Source organism: Arenimonas soli (genome assembly GCF_014643775.1).
GTDB classification, from domain to species: Bacteria; Pseudomonadota; Gammaproteobacteria; order Xanthomonadales; family Xanthomonadaceae; genus Arenimonas; species Arenimonas soli.
In genome coordinates, this window is record NZ_BMKC01000001.1 from 699408 (window position 1) to 718615 (window position 19208).

Consider the following 19208-nt stretch of genomic DNA (forward strand, 5'->3'; position numbering starts at 1 on the left):
CGATGCGCGGCGACCTGCCCAGGCGCGAGCCGGGCATGCTGGCCGCCTGGCAGCAGATGGGCCTGTACCAGCGCGTGCGCGAAAAGGCCCGGGGCCGGCCGCTGTTCGTGCTGCACGACGGCCCGCCGTACGCCAATGGTTCGATCCACATCGGCCACGCGGTGAACAAGATCCTCAAGGACCTGGTGGTGAAGTCCAAGCTGCTGTCGGGCTTCGACGCGCCCTACGTGCCGGGCTGGGACTGCCACGGCCTGCCGATCGAGCTGGTGGTGGAAAAGAAGCACGGCAAGGTCGGCACCAAGCTCGACGCCGCCGCCTTCCGCGCCAAGTGCCGCGAATACGCCGCCGAACAGATCGAAGGGCAGTCCAAGGACTTCCAGCGCCTGGGCGTGCTGGGCCAGTGGGACAAGCCCTATCGCAGCATGGACTTCCGCTTCGAGGCCGACATGCTGCGTTCGCTGGCGAAGATCGTCGAGCGCGGGCACCTCACGCGCGGCGTCAAGCCGGTGCACTGGTGCTTCGACTGCGGTTCGGCCCTGGCCGAGGCCGAGATCGAATACGCCGACAAGGTGTCGCCGGAAGTGGACGTGGCCTACGACGCCCACGAACCGGCGGCGCTGGCGGCGAAGTTCGGCGCCGATGCCGGCGACGCCATCGTCGCCGTGCCCATCTGGACCACCACGCCCTGGACGCTGCCGGCTTCGCTGGCGGTCACCCTGGGCGCCGAAATCGACTACGTGCTGGTCGAAGGCCCGGCGCGTGCCGGCAGGCGCGTGCTGCTGGTGCTGGCCGACGCCCTGCACGAAGCCGCGCTCAAGCGTTACGGCATTGAAAGCCCGGTGGTGCTTGGCCGCGCCGTCGGCGCCGACCTCGAAGGTGGGGTGCTGTCGCATCCGTTCTACGCGCGCGACATCCCGCTGATCCTGGGTGACCACGTCACCACCGAAGCCGGTACCGGCGCCGTGCACACCGCGCCCGGGCACGGCCAGGAGGACTACCAGGTCGGCGTGAAATACGGCCTGCTGGAGAAGTACACCCAGCCCCAGCTCAACCCGCTCGGCGGCAACGGCGTCTACCTGCCGGGCACGCCGCTTTTCGAAGGCCAGTTCATCTGGAAGGCCAACGACACCATCACCGCGCTGCTTGCCGAACGCGGCGTGCTGCTGGCGTCGGGGAAGATGGAGCACAGCTACCCGCACTGCTGGCGCCACAAGACGCCGGTGGCCTTCCGCGCCACGCCGCAGTGGTTCATCTCGATGAGCCAGGCGAACCTGCGCAAGGACGCCCTGGCGGCGATCGGCCAGGTGGGCTGGGTGCCGGACTGGGGCCAGGCGCGCATCGCCGGCATGATCGAAGGCCGGCCGGACTGGTGCATCAGCCGCCAGCGCACCTGGGGCGTGCCGATCGCGCTGTTCATCCACACGGTCAGCGGCGAACCGCATCCGCGGTCGGTCGAACTGATGCGCGCCGTCGCCGACCGTGTGGCGGAGCAGGGCACCGACGCCTGGTATTCACTGGACCCGGCCGAGCTGCTTGGCGACGAGGCCGGCGACTACGAGAAGGTCAACGACATCCTCGACGTCTGGTTCGATTCCGGCGTCACCCACGAGGCCGTGCTGGCCGCGCGCCCGGAAGACGGCCTGTGCAAGCCCGCCGACCTGTACCTGGAGGGCAGCGACCAGCATCGCGGCTGGTTCCAGAGTTCGCTGCTGACCGGCATCGCGATGGACGGCGCGGCGCCCTATCGCGAAGTGCTGACCCACGGCTTCACCGTGGACGCGCAGGGTCGCAAGATGTCCAAGTCGGTCGGCAACGTGGTCGACCCGCAGAAGGTGAACGATGCCCTGGGCGCCGACGTGCTGCGCCTGTGGGTGGCGTCGGCGGACTACCGCAACGAAATGTCGGTGTCCGATGACATCCTCAAGCGCACCGCCGACAGCTATCGCCGCATCCGCAATACGCTGCGCTTCCTGCTGGGCAACCTGCACGGCTTCGACCCGGCGAAAAACGCCGTGGCCCACGACCAGCTGCTGCTGCTCGACCAGTGGGCGGTGCACCGCGCGCACGCCCTGCAGGCCGACATCACCGCCGCCTATGCGCGCTATGACTTCGCCGCCGTGGTGGCCAAGGTGCAGAACTTCTGCACCAACGACCTGGGCGCGGTGTACCTGGACGTCACCAAGGACCGCCTGTACACGATGCCGGTGGACAGCCTGGGCCGGCGTTCGGCGCAGACGGCCATGTTCCACATCGCCGAAGCCTTCGTGCGCTGGATCGCGCCGGTGCTCAGCTTCACCGCGGCCGAGGCCTGGGCATTCCTGCCCGGCAAGCGCGAAGAACACGTGCTGTTCGCGACCTGGTACCAGGGGCTGGCGCCGATGCCGGCCGACGCAACGCTGTCGGCCGCCGACTTCGACCGCCTGCTCGAACTGCGCGAAGAAGTGAGCAAGGTGCTCGAGCCGATGCGCGCCGGTGGCGACATCGGCGCCTCGCTGGAGGCCGAGGTGGACCTGTCGGTGGACCCGGCGCTGGCGACCAAGCTGGCGCCGGTGGCCGACGAGCTGCGCTTCTTCTTCATCACCTCGCGCCTGGACCTCAGGTCCGGCGCCGGCGCCACCCGGGTGGACGCCAAGGCCAGCGAGCACGGCAAGTGCGTGCGGTGCTGGCACTACCGCGCCGACGTCGGCAGCCACGCCGACGACCCGCAGCTCTGCGGCCGCTGCGTGGTGAACGTCAACGGGGCCGGCGAAGCCCGGCGGTGGTTCTGATGGCTGCCCCGCGCCCGAACGCGCTGGCCTGGCTGGGCCTGTCGGCCGTGCTGGTGGTCGTGGACCAGTGGAGCAAGTGGCTGGCGATGGCCAAGCTGGAGTACGGCAAGCCGGTGCCCTTCATCGAGGGCTTCTGGAACTGGACCCTGGTGCACAACTACGGTGCCGCCTTCAGCTTCCTGTCCAATGCCGGCGGCTGGCAGCGCTGGTTCTTCACCGTGCTGGCATTCGGCATCAGCGCCGGCCTGGTGGTCTGGCTGGCGCGCACGCCGCGCAGCGACTGGCGCACCGCGCTGCCGTTCGCGCTGGTCATCGCCGGCGCCATCGGCAACGTCATCGACCGGATCCGCTTCGGCTACGTGGTGGACTTCGTCGACTGGTACGCGGGCACCTGGCACTGGCCGGCCTTCAACGTGGCCGATTCAGCCATCGTGGTGGGCGCGGTGCTGATGGTGCTGTTCAGCTTCAGGTCGCCGGCAGCGGCCGGCAAGGGCGGATAATCCGGCCATGGACATCCTGCTCGCCAATCCCCGTGGCTTTTGCGCCGGCGTCGACCGCGCCATCGAGATCGTCAAGCGCGCCATCGATTCCCTGGGCGCGCCGATCTACGTGCGCCATGAAGTGGTGCACAACCGCTTCGTGGTCGAAGACCTGCGCCAGCGCGGCGCCGTGTTCGTCGAAGAGCTCGACGAAGTGCCGGCCGGCGCCACGGTCATCTTCAGCGCCCACGGCGTGTCGCAGGCGGTGCGCGCCGAAGCCGACCGCCGCGGCCTGAAGGTGTTCGACGCCACCTGCCCACTGGTCACCAAGGTGCACATCGAAGTGGCGCGCCACTGCCGCGCCGGCCGCGACGTGGTGCTGATCGGCCACGCCGGGCACCCGGAAGTGGAGGGCACCATGGGCCAGTGGCGCCGCGAACACGGCGAAAACCACATCCACCTGGTCGAAGACGTGGCCGGCGTGGCGACGCTGCAGCCCACCCAACCCGACAACCTGGCCTACACCACCCAGACGACGCTGTCGGTGGACGACACCAAGGAGATCATTTCAGCCCTGCAGGCGCGTTTCCCGTCCATCCAGGGTCCGAAACACGACGACATCTGCTACGCAACCCAGAACCGCCAGGACGCCGTGCGCGTGCTGGCCGGGCAGGCCGAAGTGGTGCTGGTGGTCGGCTCGGTGAACAGCTCCAACTCCAACCGCCTGCGCGAGCTGGCCGAGAAGCAGGGCGCCCGCGCCTACCTGATCGACGGCGCCTCCGACATCAACCCCGACTGGGTGGCCGGCGTGGCCCGGGTGGGCATCACCGCCGGCGCCTCGGCGCCGGAAGTGCTGGTCCAGGACGTGGTCCAGCGCCTGCGCGACCTGGGCGCCACCGGGGTGGAACACCTGGAGGGCAAGCCCGAGGACGTGGTCTTCGCCCTGCCCAAGGAACTGCGGATCCAGCTGGTGAATTGACCGCCGGGGTGAAATTCAGGACAGGTCTTTGGGTGCCTGCGCCTCATAGTCCGCGAGTGCCGCGTTCAGCGCCTGGGCCTGCCTGTTTGCCAGCACTTGCATGTCAGTGGAAAGGTGCGCCACCCGATCCGGGTGGCACAAGGCCATGCCCCGCTTGTAGGCCAGCCGGACCTCCGCGTCGGTTGCCGACTCGGTCACTCCCAGCACGTCCCACCAGACGGTTTCGGCTGCTTCCCACGTCTTGTGGAGGGTAGAGGCATCTTCATCGGCTGACGGTGTGCGGCGCCGCGATCCGTCTATGAAGGCGCTGACCAGCCAGTAGCCCGCCAACAGGCCACCAAGTCCCACAACAATCTCAACGGTGCTCACCGGGCCAGCCCCTCCGTGTGGGAAGTGGCCGCCAGGAACGCTTCGCGGTCTTCGTCCTGCAGTGAGCGCATGTAGGGTTCGAGTGTTCTCATTGCGGCATGCCGCTCCTGCCGGCTCAAGCAGCTGCGGTAGACCTGTGCGAAGTCCAGAGCTCGTCGATCGAGCACTGCCCGCCGCAACAGATTGAGAGCATTTGGGGGGCAGATAATGGAGGAAAACAGATGTGTCCGCGGCAAGCCGTCGCCTTTCAACGCCACGAGCAAGCAGTATGTCCAAGTGCTGAGGTAGAGCCAGCCCAACGCAATTAGAAGCACAATGTTGGAGCCGCCCCAAACCGCGATGGCTACCGTGCTCGCCAGGTGACCGAAGGTCAGGCAAATCGTCAGTAGCACCCACGGCGCTCCAGGTGTCGACCTTTCCGCGTGCACTGCCTGGCCCGAAGCGAAGTGGGCGCGACGCACCGGGAACCAAGGCGTAATCGGCGGCAGCAGGTAGATGATCCTTCCTGCCACGATCGTTACCCGTCCCGGTGACACCAGGGCGAAGGGGCGCCCCTCCGATCCGCAACGGCAGAGCACGGTGTTGCCTTCCACCAGGACGAAGCAGTCGGCCAGATATAGCGCCAACAGGGCACAGGCGGTCAGGACGGAAATGGGCAGGTCAACCATCGGAATGTGCTCCCGGTTGATCCTTCCGGCGGCCCGGTTGCGTCATTCGGCCTTCTTGCTCCCGAAAAGCCCCTTGATCCGGCTCCAAAGGCCCGCGAACAGCGCGAGAACACCGAACAGGATGAACTTGCCCACTGACTTGAGCAGGCCCGACTTGGCACCTGCCGCGGCAGCCCCTCCGAGAATCAGTGCGCCGAGCCCGTATGCGGCGACCTTGTCCCCTTCACGGAAGGCGGCGTATTGCTCGTCAGGCAAGAAGCCGAACCCCGCCAGAGCCGCCTTGAACCCCGGCACGTCCGCTTCCAGGTGTACCGGTTCCGTCACCAGGGTCACCTTCATGACGCCCCTGCGGCCGAGGATACGTGTATTGAAGTTGACGACCTTCTGGCCCGTGGGGTGGCTGGTGGCCGTTAGTGCCCACTCAAGCCGGTTGCTTTCGGGGTCATAGCGGGGGTTATAGGACCAGCCGTCGATGGTCATCGTGGCCCAGCCGCGCTTTTTCAACTCCTCGTTGGCTTCGCGCTGGCTTTCCCTAATGCCTTCCAGGATGGCGTCGGCGTCAATCTCCTCGTTGTCCTGGATGTATCCCGTGTCCTCGAACTCGAAAAGGGCGAACCATTCGAGATTGAGCGGCGCGAACACCGTTTGACGGTTGCCCGGGATGTTCTGGTTGATTTCCTGGAACTTCACGGTCTCGTCGGCATCGAGGAAGGCGAAGCCCTCGGGCACCTCGAACTGGGCCCCGCCGGGGACGGACACCGTTGCCGGGCCGATCGTCCAGTCCAGGGAGCCAATCGGGTCGGCTTCCGCCTCCTGTGCGTGACTGGTCAGTGCAACGAACATCAATGGTGCGGCGATGATGCCGCCCAAAATGCGAATCAACGCCATGGACTTTCCCCTTTTGTGGCGGCCGTGTTTCCCGCCCCCCTTTTAGCGGCAGATTTTCCGGGACCGCTGCGTCACTTTCTACAGCCGGGGATGATGGTCGGCACCAATTACGGCTCTCTTGAGAAAAAGTCTTATCGCTGCCCACGGTGCGCGGTCGCTGGCGACCCGGCCTGCGTGTTCCAGCCGGCGCCTCGGCCCCGGAAGTGCTGGTCCAGGACGTGGTCCAGCGCCTGCGCGACCTGGGCGCCACCGGGGTGGAACACCTGGAGGGCAAGCGCGAGGACGTGGTCTTCGCCCTGCCCAAGGAGCGGCGGATCCAGCTGGTGGGTTGAGCCCGGGCTGCGGAGTGATCGTGCAATCCCCCCGCTGCGATCATGCAGGATGCCCGGCGGCTAGCCTTCCAGGTGGGCCTCGAGCGAAATCTCGGGCACCGAGGCCAGGGCCTTGGACAAGGGGCAGTTGGTCTTGGCGTCCTGGGCGATTTCCTCGAAACGTTTCGTGTCCAGCCCTTCCACGCTCGCGTGCAAGGTCAGCTCGATACGGTCGATCACGAAGCCGTCGCCGTCCTTGGACAGGCGTACCCGGGCCTCGGTCCTGGCCGTTTTGGTGTCGTAGCCCGCTTCCTTGCAGCCAAAGGAAAAGGCCATGGTGAAGCAGGCGGCATGCGCGGCGGCCAGCAGTTCCTCGGGGTTGCTGCCGGTGCGGTCGTCGCCGAAGCGGCTGCCGAAACCATACGGGTAGGCCTGCAGCGCCTGGGTTTCGGTGCTGATCTTGCCGGATCCTTCCTTGCCGGCACCCTGCCACTGCACGTTTGCCTTTTTCTCGCTCATGCTCTCGCTCCTTCGGTCCTGGGGGAGGCCCTGGCGCGGGACGTGCGACAGGACACGAGCAAGAGGCAGCAAGTCGCGTGCCACCGGGGCCCGGCGGCTCGCGGATCCAGCCGGCAAATTGACCGCGAGGGGCCCGTCGCCCTAGAATTCGCGCCTTCCGCCGGAATAGCTCAGTTGGTAGAGCGGCGCATTCGTAATGCGTAGGTCGCAGGTTCGACTCCTGTTTCCGGCACCACCTTCGACGCCATGGGATCCGGTCCAATGCGCGCTGCCTTGGACCTCCCGGGCTCAATCAAGCACGCCGCGCTGCGGCTGATGCCCTGGGTGCAGACGGCCTGGGCCACGCACCGGGCCACCGGGCTGCGGTTCCTGGTGTCCCCGCGCGACGTGGTCGGCCGCACCATCATGCGGCGCCATGGCTACGAACCCGGCCTTACCGACTGGCTGCTGGCCGCGATCAACGCCGGTCCTGGCGGGGTGTTCGTGGACGTCGGCGCCAACCTGGGCTGGTTCACGCTGCAGGCGGCGCGGCTGGCGAAGGTCCAGCGCGTGGTCGCGGTCGAGCCGGACGTGGGCAACCATCGCCTGCTGCAAACCAACCTCGATCGCAACGGCCTGGCATCGCGCGTGGACGCGGTGGCCTGCGCGGTGGGCAAGGGCAGTGGCCTGGCCTTGCTGAGCCGCTACAAGGGTTCGAACCTGGGCAAACATTCCCTGGCCGTGGACCACGGCCAGGGCGGCACCTGGGTGCCGGTGGAATCGCTCGACGCGCTGCTCGACCGCCTTGGTCTGGCGCAGGCGCCGCTGGCGGCGATCAAGGTTGACGTTGAAGGTTACGAACCGCTGGTGATGCAGGGCGCACAGGGCGCGTTGGCTCGCGCCCGGGCGCTGCTGGTCGAACTTTCACCGGCGCTGTCGCGCGCCGGTGGCCTGGACGTGACGCAGGCGCTGGACGATATCGCCAGCGCCGGTTTCGTGCCCGACACCTGGGACCAGCCGGGCGCCGTGCCGGATTTCGCCGGGCTTCGCGAATTCTCCGGCCAGGCCACGGTGGGTTTCCTCAAAGCGCGCGCCTGAGGCGCTTCTTCCTTCGTTCTTGCGGGCCGATTTCCTACGGCGCCCCGGCTGCTGCCTTGCCACCCTAGTCGCGTCCAATGACGGGCGAGGGAGGAATGATGAGCAGTCTCAAGACGATGGTGATCGGATGCCTGTTGGCCGGCTGTGGCGGCCTGGCGCTGGCGGCGCCCGCGGCGGGCGTGGGCAAGGGGCCGGCGCGGCTGGCGCCGAAACCGGCCGAAGTGTGTTCGGCGATGTCGGTGTCCAAACACTTCACCCTGGCCGACGCTGATTTTGGTTGGGTGCGGGACCAGCTGAATGCCACCCTGGCCCGCGTGCCGCAGGATCCGGCGGGCAATTTCAGGAAGGCCGCCGGCCACCGTATCCCGGCCAATGCCACGCAATTCGGCCTGCGCCTGGACCACGCACGCTGTGATGCCGTGCAAGGTCCGCTCGCCGGCGAAACCTTGCGCACCCATTCCGGCGTCTCGACCAAGGACTGCCGCGAAGTCGACTGCGAGGACCCGCTGCCGGGCTGGACGGCGCCGGAAGGGTCGACCATGGCGATCTGGACCTGCGAGGGCAATGTATTTCGCGAAGTCGTGTACGAGCGCATCAACGGCACCTGGCGCGTCAAGTCGGTGCGCGAGGAGTTCGTGGTCACCTGCCAGGTGGGCAAGGAGCCGGCAGAAGGCAAGGAGCCACGCGACGGCAAGGAGTAGGTGCGGCGGCCGGGGCGGGCAGGTGGCCCGCCCCGGTCAGGCGAGGTTCGGCTGCACCGCCGCTGCCGGGGCTAAGCTGGGTGCCGTGATCGCCGACGGAGTTCCCCATGCCACAGGACACCGAACGACGCGCACGGCTGCACCGCATGGTCATGCCGGGTCACGTTTGCCCCTATGGCCTGAAGTCGCGCTGGCTGCTGCGGCGCAAAGGTTTCGACGTTGACGACCGCTTGCTCACCACGCGGGCGGAAACCGACGCGTTCAAGGACGAACACGGCGTGGAAACCACGCCGCAGACCTTCATCGACGGCCGCCGAGTGGGCGGTTACGACGACCTGCGCAAACATTTCGAATTGAAGGTGCGCGGGGATGACGACACCAGTTACACGCCCGTCGTGGCGGTTTTCGCCGTGGCGGCGCTGCTGGCCATCGCCAGCCTGTGGCCGGCCCTGGCGGCGGTGCCGCTGGCCGAACGGTTCATCGCCATCGGCATGTGCCTGCTGGCCATGCTGAAGCTGCAGGACGTCGAGCAGTTTTCCAGCATGTTCCTCAACTACGACCTGCTGGGCCGGCGCTTCGTGCCCTATGCCTATTTTTATCCGTTCGCCGAACTGGCGGCGGGCGTGCTGATGCTGGCTGGCGCGCTGCATGTCGTGTCGGTGCCGCTGGCGCTGTTCATCGGCGGCGTCGGCGCGGCGTCGGTGTTCAAGGCGGTATACGTGGACAAGCGCGAGCTGCGCTGCGCCTGCGTCGGCGGCAGCAGCCAGGTGCCGCTGGGCTTTGTCTCGCTTACGGAGAACCTGATGATGCTGGCCATGGGCGCCTGGATGGGCTGGCGCTACCTGCTGCCGGCGCTTTAGGGCCCGGCGCCCGCCCGGGCAGGGCGGCGGTAGACTGACAGCCATGTGCGCACGCTACGCCCTGTTCGGCCCCTTCAGCCCGGGCAACCTGGTGCCGGGTTTCGTCGAGCACGTCATCAACCCGCTCGCCGGTTTCGCCCACTACAACATCGCGCCGAGCCTGGTGAACCCGGTGGTGGTGGCCGGTGGCGGCGGCCCTGGCTTGGAGTCCATGCGCTGGGGCCTGCTGCCGCACTGGGCCAAGGACCCGAAGATCGCGTATTCCACGATCAATGCCCGCGCCGAAACCCTGGTCGATAAACCCGCCTTCCGCGACGCCTGGCGCCGAGGCCAGCGCTGCCTGGTGCCGGTCACCGGCTGGTACGAATGGGTGGACCAGGGCGGCAAGCGCAAGCAGCCGTACTTCCTGCGCGCCGCCGACGAAAGCAACCCGATGATGTTCGCCGGCCTGTGGTCACGCTGGACCGACGCCGACGGCAAGCAGGTGGCCACCTACACCGTGGTCACCACCGAAGCCATGGGCGAGGTCCGCCGCGTGCACGACCGCCAGCCGCAGGTGCTGCCTTCCGAGGCCTGGGACACCTGGCTGCAGGCGCCGGTGCCCGAAGCCGCGGCGCTGCTGCAGCCCATCGTGACCGCGCTGCGCATCCACCCAGTGGGTTCGGACGTGGGCAATCCGCGAAACCAGGGGCCGTCGCTGGTGGAACGCCTGGCCGATGCAAGCTGACACAATGGAGCCGCGGTCCGGCTACCATAGTCTACGCCCCGAAACCGGCGGCCAGATCATTCGCAACCCAAGGACCCATGGATGCTGCGTCTCGTGTTTTTTCTGCTTCTTGCCGTCGCTTCCAATGCGGGTGCCATCGTTATCCGGGATGATGTTCAGGACGCCCAGTACCGGGCGGCAGCCTCGTCGTTTCCTGCGCTCGCGGACGTCCCGGCCGAAGGGCATGGCGTGCTGATCGCCCCTCGATGGGTGGTGACCGCCGCCCATGCCGTCGCATGGCAATCGCAGGTCGACGTGATCGTGCTCAATGGCGAGCCTCGTGATGTGGACAAGGTCATTTTCCATCCCGGCTTCAAGAAGTTGCCGCAGTCGCTCATCGATGCGGTGATGAAGGAGAAGGATGCCACTGCCGCGATGGAATTCCTGGTTGATTCGGACGATATCGCGCTGGTAAGGCTCGCCCATCCGGTGGCCGATGTGGTGCCGGCGAAGATCTACAGGGGCTCGCCACTGGGGAAAGTGATACGGATACTGGGCAAGGGTGCCACCGGTACCGGCGAGGCCGGACATCATCCCCATGGGCCCAACCGCACCGACCTTCGCCATGCCTTCAACGTGGTCTCCACGTCAGACGGCAGGTGGATCGGTTATGTGTTTGACCGCCCGCCCGCCGCCCATCCCCTGGAAGGATCGGCGGGCAATGGGGACAGTGGCGGGCCCCTGCTGGTTGCAGTTGGCGACCAGTGGCAGGTTGCCGGGCTTACCTCCTGGAAACATGTTGACGGAGATCCCGCGACCTACTGGCCCGGCAAGTACGGACAGATAAACTACGGATTGCATCTCGACCACTACGCCGAATGGATCGAGACCACGATGGCCCTGGACGAAGAATCGTGATCGGCACGAACCTCGCCATCCGAAGCTGGCTGTCAAGGCATTGGTTTCTTCCAGTCGCGCTTGCTGTTGCGCTCGGTGACCTGAGCTCGGTGTACTTCGCTGGATGGACGGACGCCAGGCTGGTCGAAGCCGCGCTCCTCTTTGATTTCGTGGTCCTTTTGCCCTGTCTTTACTGGTGGTGCTATCGCAGGAAGGGCCGGGCGGCTGTCGTCCAGGCCGTGGCCCTTGCGTGCTTCGCGATCTGGTGCACCGGGAAGCTCATCCCCAACGAGCACCGGTATCTCATCGACTCGGTCGGTTGGCTTCGCTACGTTGGCCTGGCCGGTCTGCTGGCCCTTGAGATCAAGCTCGGGATCATGGTTTACAAGGCCGTGGTTTTCTCCGGCCAGTCGAAGTCCGATGCGCAGCAAACGTTCGAGTCCGAGGGCATGCCGCCATGGGCGGCAAAGTTCATGGCATTCGAAGCGTCCTTGTGGCGCAAGGCCTGGCTGTTCGTGCAGCGTGTTTTCCGCCACAAACGGAAGTAAGCTGCTAGCGGAAATCCCGAGATCGCGCATTGAGCTGCCGCGCCAGCGCGCTTTCGTCGTGCAGGCGGCTGGCGATGAGGTGGTGCACGCCGTCGACGGTTTCCCAGCGGCCTTCGACGCCCAGCAGGCGTGATTCGATAAGCACGCGGCGCTGGCGTTCGCCGAGGTCGCGCCAGACCACCACGTTGACCATGCCGTCTTCGTCCTCGAGGGTGATGAAGGTGGTGCCGCTGGCGGTTTCCGGGCGCTGGCGCATGGTCACCAGGCCGGCGGCGCGCACGCGGCTGCCGTGCGGCAGTTCGCGCAGCTCGCGCGAACGCCGGTAGCGGCGGCTGGCCAGCTGGCGGCGCAGCAGCGACAGCGGATGCGGGCCCAGGGTCAGGCCCAGGCGGGCGTAGTCGGCCAGCAGGTCTTCGCCGGTGCTGGGCACGGGCAGGCTGGCGGCGTCTTCGGCCGGCGAGCCGTCGAACAGCGGCAGCTGCGCCTCGACCCCGCCCACGGCCCAGCGCGCGCGGTGCCGGTGGCCGGCCAGGCCCTTCAGGGCGCCGGCTTCGGCCAGCAGGGCGCGGGTGCGTTCGTCCAGGCCGGCGCGATGGCACAGGTCGGCGACGTCGTCGAAGGGCCGGGCCGCGCGCGCCGCCGCCAGCGCTTCGCCGGCAACCCGCGAAAGCCCCGTGATTTCACGCAGCCCCAAGCGAATGGCCGGCTGCCGGGCGGCATCGCCGGGCCAGGCTTCCAGCGTGTTGTCCCAGTGGCTGTGGCGCACGTCCACCGGCCGCACCACGATGCCGCCGCGGCGCACGTCCTGCACCAGCTGGCTGTTGGAATAGAAGCCAAGCGGCTGCGAGTTCATCAGCGCGCAGGTGAAGGCGGCCGGCTCGTGGCACTTTAGCCAGCAGCTGGCGTAGGTGATCAGCGCGAAGCTGGCGGCGTGCGATTCCGGGAAACCATAACTGCCGAAGCCGCGGATCTGTTCGAAGATGCGTTCGGCGAAGTCGGTGTCGTAGCCGTTCTTCGCCAGGCCGGCGAACAGGCGGTCGCGGAAGTGTTCCAGGCCGCCGCGGCGTTTCCAGGCGGCCATGCCGCGCCGCAGTTCGTCGGCTTCGCCGGCGGAAAAACCGGCGGCGACGATCGCCACCTGCATCACCTGTTCCTGGAACAGCGGCACGCCCAGGGTGCGCCGGAAGACTTCTTCCAGCGCCGCCGACGGGTAGGTGACCGGCTCCAGGCCCTGCCGGCGCTGCAGGTAGGGGTGCACCATCTTTCCCTGGATCGGGCCGGGGCGGACGATGGCCACCTGCACCACCAGGTCGTAGAAGGTGCGCGGCTTCAGGCGCGGCAGCATGGCCATCTGCGCGCGCGATTCGATCTGGAACACGCCGACGGTGTCGGCCTTCCGGATCATCGCGTAGGTGGCCGGGTCTTCGGCGGGAATGGTGGCGGGCGTCAGGTCGCGGCCGCGGTGTTCGCGCAGCAGCGCCAGGCATTTGCTGACCGCGGTGAGCATGCCCAGCGCCAGGCAGTCGACCTTCAGCAGGCCCAGGGATTCGAGGTCGTCCTTGTCCCATTCGATGAGGGTGCGGTCGGGCATCGCTGCGTTCTGCACCGGTACCAGGTGGTGCAGGGGCTGGCCGGAGATGACGAAGCCGCCGACGTGCTGGCTCAGGTGCCGGGGCGCGTCGAGCAACTGGCGGGTCAGCGCCAGCACCCGCCGCATCACCGGCGCCCCGGGGTCGAAGCCACGTTCACGCAGGCGGTCTTCGATGGGTGATTCGCCGTCCCACCAGGCGAAACAGCGGCTGAGCTGGTCCACCTGGTCCGGCGGCAGGCCCAGGGCCCGGGCGACGTCGCGCACGGCGCTCTTGCCGCGGTAGCAGATGACCGTGGCCGCCAGCGCGGCGCGGTCGCGGCCGTACTTGCGGAACACGTACTGGATGACTTCCTCGCGGCGTTCGTGTTCGAAATCGACGTCGATATCGGGCGGTTCGTTGCGTTCCTTCGACAGGAAGCGCCCGAACAGCAGGTTCATGCGCGCCGGGTCCACCTCGGTGATGCCCAGCGCGAAACACACCGCCGAATTGGCCGCCGAACCGCGGCCCTGGCACAGGATGCCCTGGCTGCGCGCGAACACCACGATGTCGTGCACGGTCAGGAAAAACGCTTCGTACTGCAGTTCGGCGACCAGCCGCAGTTCCTGTTCGATCTGCGTCCGCACTTTTTCCGGCGTGCCTCCGGGCCAGCGCCGCGCCATGCCTTCGATCGTCAGTTCGCGCAGCCAGCTCGACGGCGTGTGGCCCTCGGGCACCAGTTCGCGCGGGTAGCGGTATTGCAGCGTGCCCAGGTCGAAGGTGCAGCGGGCGGCGATGCGGCGGGTTTCTTCCAGCAGCTCGCGTGGATAGATGGCCGCCAGCGCGCCGCGCGTGCGCAGGTGGCGTTCACCGTTGGGGAAAAGGTGGGCGCCGGCGTCGGCCACGCTGAGATGGTGGCGGGTGGCGGTAAGCACGTCCTGCAGCGCGCGCCGGCCGCGCACATGCATGTGCACGTCGCCGCTGGCCACCGCCGGCAGGCCCAGCGTGGTGGCCAGCGCCTGCAGCTTCGCCAGCCGGGCGTCGTCGTCGGGACCCCGGTGCAGTTCCACCGCCAGCCAGCAGCGGCCGGGAAACCGGCCGTGCAGCCATTGCCCTTCGCGCGGGTCGGGTTCGGCGCCGGGCAGCCACAGCGCCAGCAGGCCGCTGTTGTCGGCTTCAAGGTCGTGGCGGTGCAGGCGGTATTCGCCCTTGGCGCTGCGCCGACGGCCGGTGGTGACCAGTTCGCACAGGCGCCGGTAGCCGGTTTCATCTTCGACCAGCAGCACGCAGCGCAGGCCGTCGTCCAGGCGCAGTTCGCTGCCGGTGATCAGCGGCACGCCGGTGGCTTTGGAGGCCTCCCAGGCACGTACGATGCCGGCCAGGGTGCATTCGTCGGTGATCGCCAGCGCGGTGTACCCCTGCTGCCTGGCGCGTTCGAACAGGTCGCGTGCGCCCGATGCCCCGCGGCCGAAACTGAAGGGCGACAGGCAGTGCAGTTCGGCGTAGCCGGGGGTGCTCACGCGAACCAGCCGTGCAGCATGAAGGGCCCGCGTTCGCCGGCGGCGCAGAAGATCCAGGCGCGCTGGCCTTCGGCGGTGAGCGCGACGTAGTAGTCGCGGCGCAGGTCGTCGCCGTCCCACCAGCCCGATTCGATGCGCTCGGGCCCGGCCAGCAAACGGGGCGCCGCGCCGCGCAGCGGGATGGGGCGTTCAAGCAGCCAGGTCGGGCGGGGCAGGGCCGGCGGCAGCAGGTAACGGCCGCGCAGTTCGCGCACCCGTCGCTGGGCGTGTTCGGGGCGCGGGTCGGCGTGCGGCGCCCACTGGTGCACGGCGTCGTCGCCCAGGCGGGCCTGCAGTCGCGCCTGCAGGGCCGGCCAGTCCATCGCGCCGGCGGGCCGGGCTTCGAACAGATCGCGCCCGGCCGGCACGAAGGGCGGCAGGTCGGTGGCGCGGATGCCGAAGGCGCGCACCGGCGCCGGGATCGGTTCGCGTTCGAGCACCAGCTTCGCCAGCTCGAACAAGCGCGCCGGGTCGCGTTCGGCCGCCACCGCGCCGACCACGTGCGCGCTGGGCGGGCGCAGGTCGTGTTCGTAGACCAACTCGAAGCCCTGTACGCCCCCGTCGCGACCGATCAGGAAGGCGCAGAGATCGCCGAGCAATCGCTTGAGCGGGAACAGCAGGCCGGTGTGGTATCGGATTTCGTCGTCGAACTCGAAGCGCGCCTCGAAGATGTCCGGCGGCTGGTAACACGGCCGCGGGTCGGGCGCGTCGCCGGTGAGCCGGTCGAGGGTGTCGAGCAGCCCGACGCCAAAACGCCGGCGCAGGCCCGGCCGCGGCAGCGCGAACAATTGCCGCATGCGGCGCAGGCCCAGGCTGGCCAGGGCTTCGTGCGTGCCTTGATCGAAGGGCGCCAGCGCCATCGGCAGCGCATCCAGCGCGCGGCGCAGCTGGATGCTGTCGCGCACCATCAGGCCGTCCTGCTGTTTTGCCAGGCACAGCGCGCCCAGCGGCGTCGGCGCCACCGCCAGCGTATGCGCCAGGCCCAGTTCGCGCAGGTCGTCGCGCAGCAGGCGTTCAAAGCGGGGCCAGGGCCCGAACAGGCCCAGGCTGCCGCCGACTTCCAGCCACAGCGTGTCGGCGCCGTCGCGGCAGACCTGGCCGGAATAGCGGTAGGCCCAGGCGCAGGCCAGGTCGAGCAAACGGCTGGCTTCGCCCGCGTCGAAGGACACGCAGGCCAGGGTGGGGCACAGCGCCATCGCCGCCGCCAGCGGCTGCCCGGCGCGCACGCCGACGGCCAGCGCGGACGCATTGGCCTGCACGACCATCCGCCGCTGCGGTGGCCCGTCGGCCAGGGCCAGCGGGGCGCCGGGGTCAGGCTGGCGCCGGAGCGCGGCGTCGAGCGCCCGTCGCGGCAAATGGATGGCGGCCCAGAGCACGGCGTGCCGGCATCAGTGCCGAAGGGCCGGTGCCCAGGGCACCGGCAACGCCGGGGGATGGCTGCCGCGGCATTTGAGCACCCGCAGCCCGCCGCTTTCGAACTGCAGCCGCAGCGCCGCCGGCGAAGGATTGCGCGCCGCCGACAGCGGCCGGAACAGGAAGCCCATGGCCTGGCCGGCTTCGGCCGCCACCTGCAGCCGGCGCAGGGTTTTGTCGTCGGCGCGCTGGGGCCAGCCCAGCACGGCGCCGCAGGCCTGGCTGCGCAGGCATTGTTCCAGCGCCCAGGCCGACTGCCGGCCGCCGGTGTCGACGATGTGCAGGCGGGCCAGGTCGATGCCGGCGCGGGCCAGCGCCGGCGCGTAGGGCCGGTAGGGCGGGTCCACCCAAGCGATGTCGCGGCCGGCGCGGCTGAGCCGGGCCAGGGTGGGCAGCAGCAGCGAGAGTTCGCCGACGCCGTCGGCCGGCAGCAGCAGTTCGGTGAGCGCGGCCTCGGGCCAGCCGCCGGCGGGCAGGGCGGCGTCGAGCGCGGCGTGGCCGGTGGGCTCGCGCGTGGCCTGGGCCTGGCCGCGGGGCTGGCCGCGCCAGAGCCGGCGCTGGGCCAGCAGGGTGTCGAGGGAAAGCACGGCGCCCATGTCAGCCCCGGCGCACCAGGCCGCAGTAAACGCCTTCGATGGCGAACACGGCGCCAACGGGCACCTCGATGGGTGCGTGGTCGGGATTGCGCGGCAGCAGGGTGATGCGGTCCTTGCGCCGGCGCAGGCGCTTGACCGTGAGTTCGCCGTCCAGGCGCGCGACCACGATCTGGTTGTCGCCGGCGTCGGGCGTGCGGTGCACGGCGATCAGGTCGCCGTCGAAGATGCCGTCGTCGCGCATCGAATCGCCCTTCACCCGCAGCAGGTAATCGGGCCGCGGAAAAAACAGCGCGCGGTCGAGCAGCAGGTGGCCTTCGAAGTCCGGGTCGCCGATGGGTTCGCCGGCGGCGACCTTGCCCAGCACCGGCAGCGCCAGCGAATGCGCCGGTGCCGGCAGCGTGGCCAGGCGGATGCCGCGGGCCTGGCCCGGCAGCAGGGTGAGCGCGCCCTTGGCCTCGAGCGCCTGCAGGTGCGCCTGCGCCGAGCGCGCCTGCCGGAAGCCGAAGTGGCGGGCGATTTCGGCCAGGGTGGGGGGGCGGCCCTCGCGCGTGACCTGGGCGGTGACGAAGTCGAGGATGGCCTGCTGGCGGTCGGTGAGGGTATCCATGACACAAATATATGTGGTATTCCTGTGGCCGGCCAGTCCCCCGTCGCCGGGCGTGGGGGCAGCCTGCCCCCGGGCAGGCTCACGGCCTGAGACGCGGCCCGGCTACCCTTTGTTTCCCGTCCGATTCCCCCAGCGAGCCCCCGCCCCATGGCCAAAGCCAAGACCGCCTACGTCTGCAGCGACTGCGGCGCCTCCACCACCCAGTGGCAGGGCCAGTGCGGCGACTGCGGCGCCTGGAACACGCTCACCAGCTTCGTGGTCGAGCCGGCCAGCAGCGCCAAGGCCGCGGCGCCGGCGGCGGTGCGCCACGGCAGCTGGGTCGGGCGTCCGGAAGCCGCCGGCGTCACCGCCCTGCGCGACGTCAGCCAGGACGCCGAGGTGCGCGTGTCCACCACCATCGGCGAACTCGACCGCGTGCTTGGCGGCGGCATGGTCGAAGGTTCGGTGGTGCTGGTCGGCGGCGACCCGGGCATCGGCAAGTCCACCCTGCTGCTGCAGGCGCTGGCGCTGATGTCGGCGCGGCTGCCGGCGCTGTACGTCACCGGCGAAGAAAGCCTGGCCCAGGTCGCCGGCCGCGCGCAGCGGCTGGGCCTGCCGCTCGACAACCTGCATGCGCTGGCCGAAACCTGCGTGGAAAAGATCCTGGCCCAAGCCGCGGCCACCAAGCCGGCGCCGCGCCTGCTGGTGGCCGATTCCATCCAGACGCTGTGGAGCGAACTGCTGACCGCCGCGCCGGGTTCGGTCAGCCAGGTGCGCGAAAGCGCCGCCAAGCTGGTGCGTTTCGCCAAGGAAACCGGCACGTCTGTCTTCCTGGTCGGCCACGTCACCAAGGAAGGCGGCATCGCCGGCCCGCGCGTGCTCGAACACATGGTCGACGCGGTGCTGTATTTCGAAGGCGAAGCGGGCAGCCGCTTCCGGGTGCTGCGCGCGTTCAAGAACCGCTTCGGCGCGGTGAACGAACTGGGCGTGTTCGCGATGGGCGACAAGGGCCTGCGCGAAGTACCCAACCCGTCGGCGATCTTCCTGTCGGGTTCAAGCACGGCGCAGCCGGGCAGCGCGGTGATGGTGACGCGCGAAGGCACGCGGCCGCTGCTGGTGGAAGTGCAAGCGCTGGTCGACCAGTCGCCGCTGGCCAACCCGCGGCGCGTGGCCCTGGGCCTGGAACAGAACCGCCTGGCGATGCTGCTGGCGGTGCTGCACCGCCACGGCGGCGTCGGCGTGTTCGACCAGGACGTGTTCGTCAACGTGGTCGGCGGCATCCGCGTGCAGGAAACCGCCGCCGACCTGCCGGTGCTGCTGGCGGTGCTCAGCTCGCTGCGCGACCGGCCGCTGGCCGAAAAAACCATCGCCTTCGGCGAAGTGGGGCTCAGCGGCGAAATCCGCCCCGTGCCCAACGGCGAGGAACGCCTGAAGGAAGCCGCCACCCACGGCTTCCGCCGCGCCATCGTGCCCAAGGCGAACGCGCCGAAGAAGGGCGCCTACAAGGACATGGAAGTCATCGCCGTCGAGCGCCTCTCCGAAGCCCTCGAAGCCGCCGCCGAGTAGATGTCGCCTTTTGTAGGAGCGCCTTCAGGCGCGAATCTTTTGCCTTGCCGTTCGGCAAGCAGGGCGCCGCTACCGCAGCTGCCGCGAGTGGAGGCGCCGCGCATTCGCCCCGGCCGACACGCCGCAAGTACGTCCATGTAGTCTCATCGT

17 protein-coding genes, 1 tRNA gene and 3 pseudogenes are annotated in these 19208 nt (G+C 68.8%); 13 read left to right on the top strand and 8 right to left on the bottom strand.

What is annotated here, in order from left to right; all coding sequences use genetic code 11:
• Positions 1-2 precede the first annotated feature (2 nt).
• From ileS to ispH (IEX13_RS03315), 4 genes and pseudogenes are all read left to right on the top strand, one after another.
• Positions 3-2580, top strand: a pseudogene (ileS, locus tag IEX13_RS03305) (isoleucine--tRNA ligase); the annotation flags it as partial.
• 65 nt (positions 2581-2645) lie between these two features.
• Positions 2646-2768: pseudogene (locus IEX13_RS14385) on the top strand (zinc finger domain-containing protein); the annotation flags it as partial.
• On the top strand, positions 2765-3268 hold the full coding sequence (lspA, locus tag IEX13_RS03310) for a signal peptidase II (protein WP_188662986.1): 504 nt from the start codon (positions 2765-2767) through the stop codon (positions 3266-3268). The pseudogene IEX13_RS14385 and the gene lspA, both read left to right, overlap by 4 nt.
• A 7-nt stretch (positions 3269-3275) precedes the next feature.
• Positions 3276-4226 carry a 4-hydroxy-3-methylbut-2-enyl diphosphate reductase gene (ispH, locus tag IEX13_RS03315; RefSeq protein WP_188661292.1) on the top strand — a complete coding sequence of 317 codons (951 nt, stop codon included), beginning with the start codon at positions 3276-3278 and terminating at the stop codon, positions 4224-4226.
• Positions 4227-4241: 15 nt separating this feature from the next.
• Here the strand turns inward: ispH (IEX13_RS03315) and IEX13_RS03320 are convergent, their stop codons facing one another.
• From IEX13_RS03320 to IEX13_RS03330, 3 genes are read right to left on the bottom strand one after another with little or no spacing between them, the layout of a single operon-like run.
• Positions 4242-4595: a J domain-containing protein gene (locus IEX13_RS03320; RefSeq protein WP_188661294.1), complete on the bottom strand. Its 354-nt coding sequence runs from the start codon at positions 4593-4595 to the stop codon at positions 4242-4244.
• Positions 4592-5263, bottom strand: coding sequence for a hypothetical protein (locus IEX13_RS03325; RefSeq protein ID WP_188661296.1), 672 nt, complete (start codon positions 5261-5263; stop codon positions 4592-4594). The genes IEX13_RS03320 and IEX13_RS03325 overlap by 4 nt, the downstream gene beginning before the upstream one ends.
• Before the next feature lie 42 nt (positions 5264-5305).
• Positions 5306-6151 (bottom strand): DUF2167 domain-containing protein, encoded by an 846-nt coding sequence (locus tag IEX13_RS03330; protein ID WP_188661299.1) that lies wholly within the window; start codon positions 6149-6151, stop codon positions 5306-5308.
• Between the two features lie 182 nt (positions 6152-6333).
• Between IEX13_RS03330 and ispH (IEX13_RS03335) the strand changes: the two are divergent.
• Positions 6334-6483: pseudogene (ispH, locus tag IEX13_RS03335) on the top strand (4-hydroxy-3-methylbut-2-enyl diphosphate reductase); the annotation flags it as partial.
• A 60-nt stretch (positions 6484-6543) separates the two neighbouring features.
• Here the strand turns inward: ispH (IEX13_RS03335) and IEX13_RS03340 are convergent.
• Positions 6544-6981, bottom strand: coding sequence for an OsmC family peroxiredoxin (locus tag IEX13_RS03340; protein WP_188661303.1), 438 nt, complete (start codon positions 6979-6981; stop codon positions 6544-6546).
• Between the two features lie 159 nt (positions 6982-7140).
• Here IEX13_RS03340 and IEX13_RS03345 point away from each other — a divergent pair.
• The 7 genes from IEX13_RS03345 (at position 7141) to IEX13_RS03375 (ending at position 11770) form a co-directional block, all read left to right on the top strand.
• Positions 7141-7216: transfer RNA gene (locus tag IEX13_RS03345), tRNA-Thr, on the top strand.
• 26 nt (positions 7217-7242) lie between these two features.
• Entirely contained in the window at positions 7243-8058 is an 816-nt protein-coding gene (locus tag IEX13_RS03350; RefSeq protein ID WP_188661306.1) for an FkbM family methyltransferase, read from the top strand.
• Between the two features lie 98 nt (positions 8059-8156).
• Positions 8157-8759: a hypothetical protein gene (locus tag IEX13_RS03355; RefSeq protein ID WP_188661309.1), complete on the top strand. Its 603-nt coding sequence runs from the start codon at positions 8157-8159 to the stop codon at positions 8757-8759.
• A 107-nt stretch (positions 8760-8866) separates the two neighbouring features.
• Complete coding sequence (locus IEX13_RS03360) at positions 8867-9619, top strand: MauE/DoxX family redox-associated membrane protein (protein ID WP_188661312.1); 753 nt, start codon at positions 8867-8869, stop codon at positions 9617-9619.
• A 43-nt stretch (positions 9620-9662) separates the two neighbouring features.
• Positions 9663-10346 (top strand): SOS response-associated peptidase, encoded by a 684-nt coding sequence (locus tag IEX13_RS03365; RefSeq protein ID WP_188661315.1) that lies wholly within the window; start codon positions 9663-9665, stop codon positions 10344-10346.
• Positions 10347-10427: 81 nt separating this feature from the next.
• A complete protein-coding gene (locus IEX13_RS03370; protein WP_188661318.1) occupies positions 10428-11243 on the top strand; it encodes a S1 family peptidase in 816 nt (271 codons plus the stop codon).
• A complete protein-coding gene (locus IEX13_RS03375) occupies positions 11240-11770 on the top strand; it encodes a hypothetical protein (protein ID WP_188661321.1) in 531 nt (176 codons plus the stop codon). Before IEX13_RS03370 ends, IEX13_RS03375 begins: the two co-directional genes overlap by 4 nt.
• A 4-nt stretch (positions 11771-11774) precedes the next feature.
• Here IEX13_RS03375 and IEX13_RS03380 read toward each other — a convergent pair whose 3' ends face one another.
• The 4 genes from IEX13_RS03380 to lexA are packed head-to-tail and all read right to left on the bottom strand — an operon-like array spanning position 11775 to position 17513.
• Entirely contained in the window at positions 11775-14858 is a 3084-nt protein-coding gene (locus tag IEX13_RS03380) for an error-prone DNA polymerase (protein ID WP_308423888.1), read from the bottom strand.
• Positions 14855-16273, bottom strand: a complete 1419-nt coding sequence (locus IEX13_RS14200; protein WP_229668437.1) for a Y-family DNA polymerase — start codon at positions 16271-16273, stop codon at positions 14855-14857. Before IEX13_RS14200 ends, IEX13_RS03380 begins: the two co-directional genes overlap by 4 nt.
• A gap of 12 nt (positions 16274-16285) precedes the next feature.
• Positions 16286-16906 (bottom strand): translesion DNA synthesis-associated protein ImuA, encoded by a 621-nt coding sequence (imuA, locus tag IEX13_RS03385; protein WP_188661327.1) that lies wholly within the window; start codon positions 16904-16906, stop codon positions 16286-16288.
• Position 16907: 1 nt separating this feature from the next.
• Entirely contained in the window at positions 16908-17513 is a 606-nt protein-coding gene (gene lexA, locus IEX13_RS03390; RefSeq protein WP_188661330.1) for a transcriptional repressor LexA, read from the bottom strand.
• A 147-nt stretch (positions 17514-17660) separates the two neighbouring features.
• Here lexA and radA point away from each other — a divergent pair, with 147 nt between their 5' ends.
• Positions 17661-19058 carry a DNA repair protein RadA gene (gene radA / locus IEX13_RS03395; protein ID WP_188661333.1) on the top strand — a complete coding sequence of 466 codons (1398 nt, stop codon included), beginning with the start codon at positions 17661-17663 and terminating at the stop codon, positions 19056-19058.
• The last annotated feature ends 150 nt before the right edge of the window (positions 19059-19208 follow it).

Bases quoted from the DNA above. Each gene is read 5' to 3' on its own strand.
- IEX13_RS03360 (WP_188661312.1), top strand. From the start codon at position 8,867: ATGCCACAGGACACCGAACGACGCGCACGGCTGCACCGCATGGTCATG.
- radA (WP_188661333.1), top strand. From the start codon at position 17,661: ATGGCCAAAGCCAAGACCGCCTACGTCTGCAGCGACTGCGGCGCCTCC.
- ispH (WP_188661292.1), top strand. From the start codon at position 3,276: ATGGACATCCTGCTCGCCAATCCCCGTGGCTTTTGCGCCGGCGTCGAC.
- imuA (WP_188661327.1), bottom strand. From the start codon at position 16,906: ATGGGCGCCGTGCTTTCCCTCGACACCCTGCTGGCCCAGCGCCGGCTC.
- IEX13_RS03350 (WP_188661306.1), top strand. From the start codon at position 7,243: ATGCGCGCTGCCTTGGACCTCCCGGGCTCAATCAAGCACGCCGCGCTG.
- IEX13_RS03355 (WP_188661309.1), top strand. From the start codon at position 8,157: ATGAGCAGTCTCAAGACGATGGTGATCGGATGCCTGTTGGCCGGCTGT.
- IEX13_RS03370 (WP_188661318.1), top strand. From the start codon at position 10,428: ATGCTGCGTCTCGTGTTTTTTCTGCTTCTTGCCGTCGCTTCCAATGCG.
- IEX13_RS03365 (WP_188661315.1), top strand. From the start codon at position 9,663: ATGTGCGCACGCTACGCCCTGTTCGGCCCCTTCAGCCCGGGCAACCTG.
- IEX13_RS03330 (WP_188661299.1), bottom strand. From the start codon at position 6,151: ATGGCGTTGATTCGCATTTTGGGCGGCATCATCGCCGCACCATTGATG.
- IEX13_RS03325 (WP_188661296.1), bottom strand. From the start codon at position 5,263: ATGGTTGACCTGCCCATTTCCGTCCTGACCGCCTGTGCCCTGTTGGCG.
- lexA (WP_188661330.1), bottom strand. From the start codon at position 17,513: ATGGATACCCTCACCGACCGCCAGCAGGCCATCCTCGACTTCGTCACC.
- IEX13_RS03340 (WP_188661303.1), bottom strand. From the start codon at position 6,981: ATGAGCGAGAAAAAGGCAAACGTGCAGTGGCAGGGTGCCGGCAAGGAA.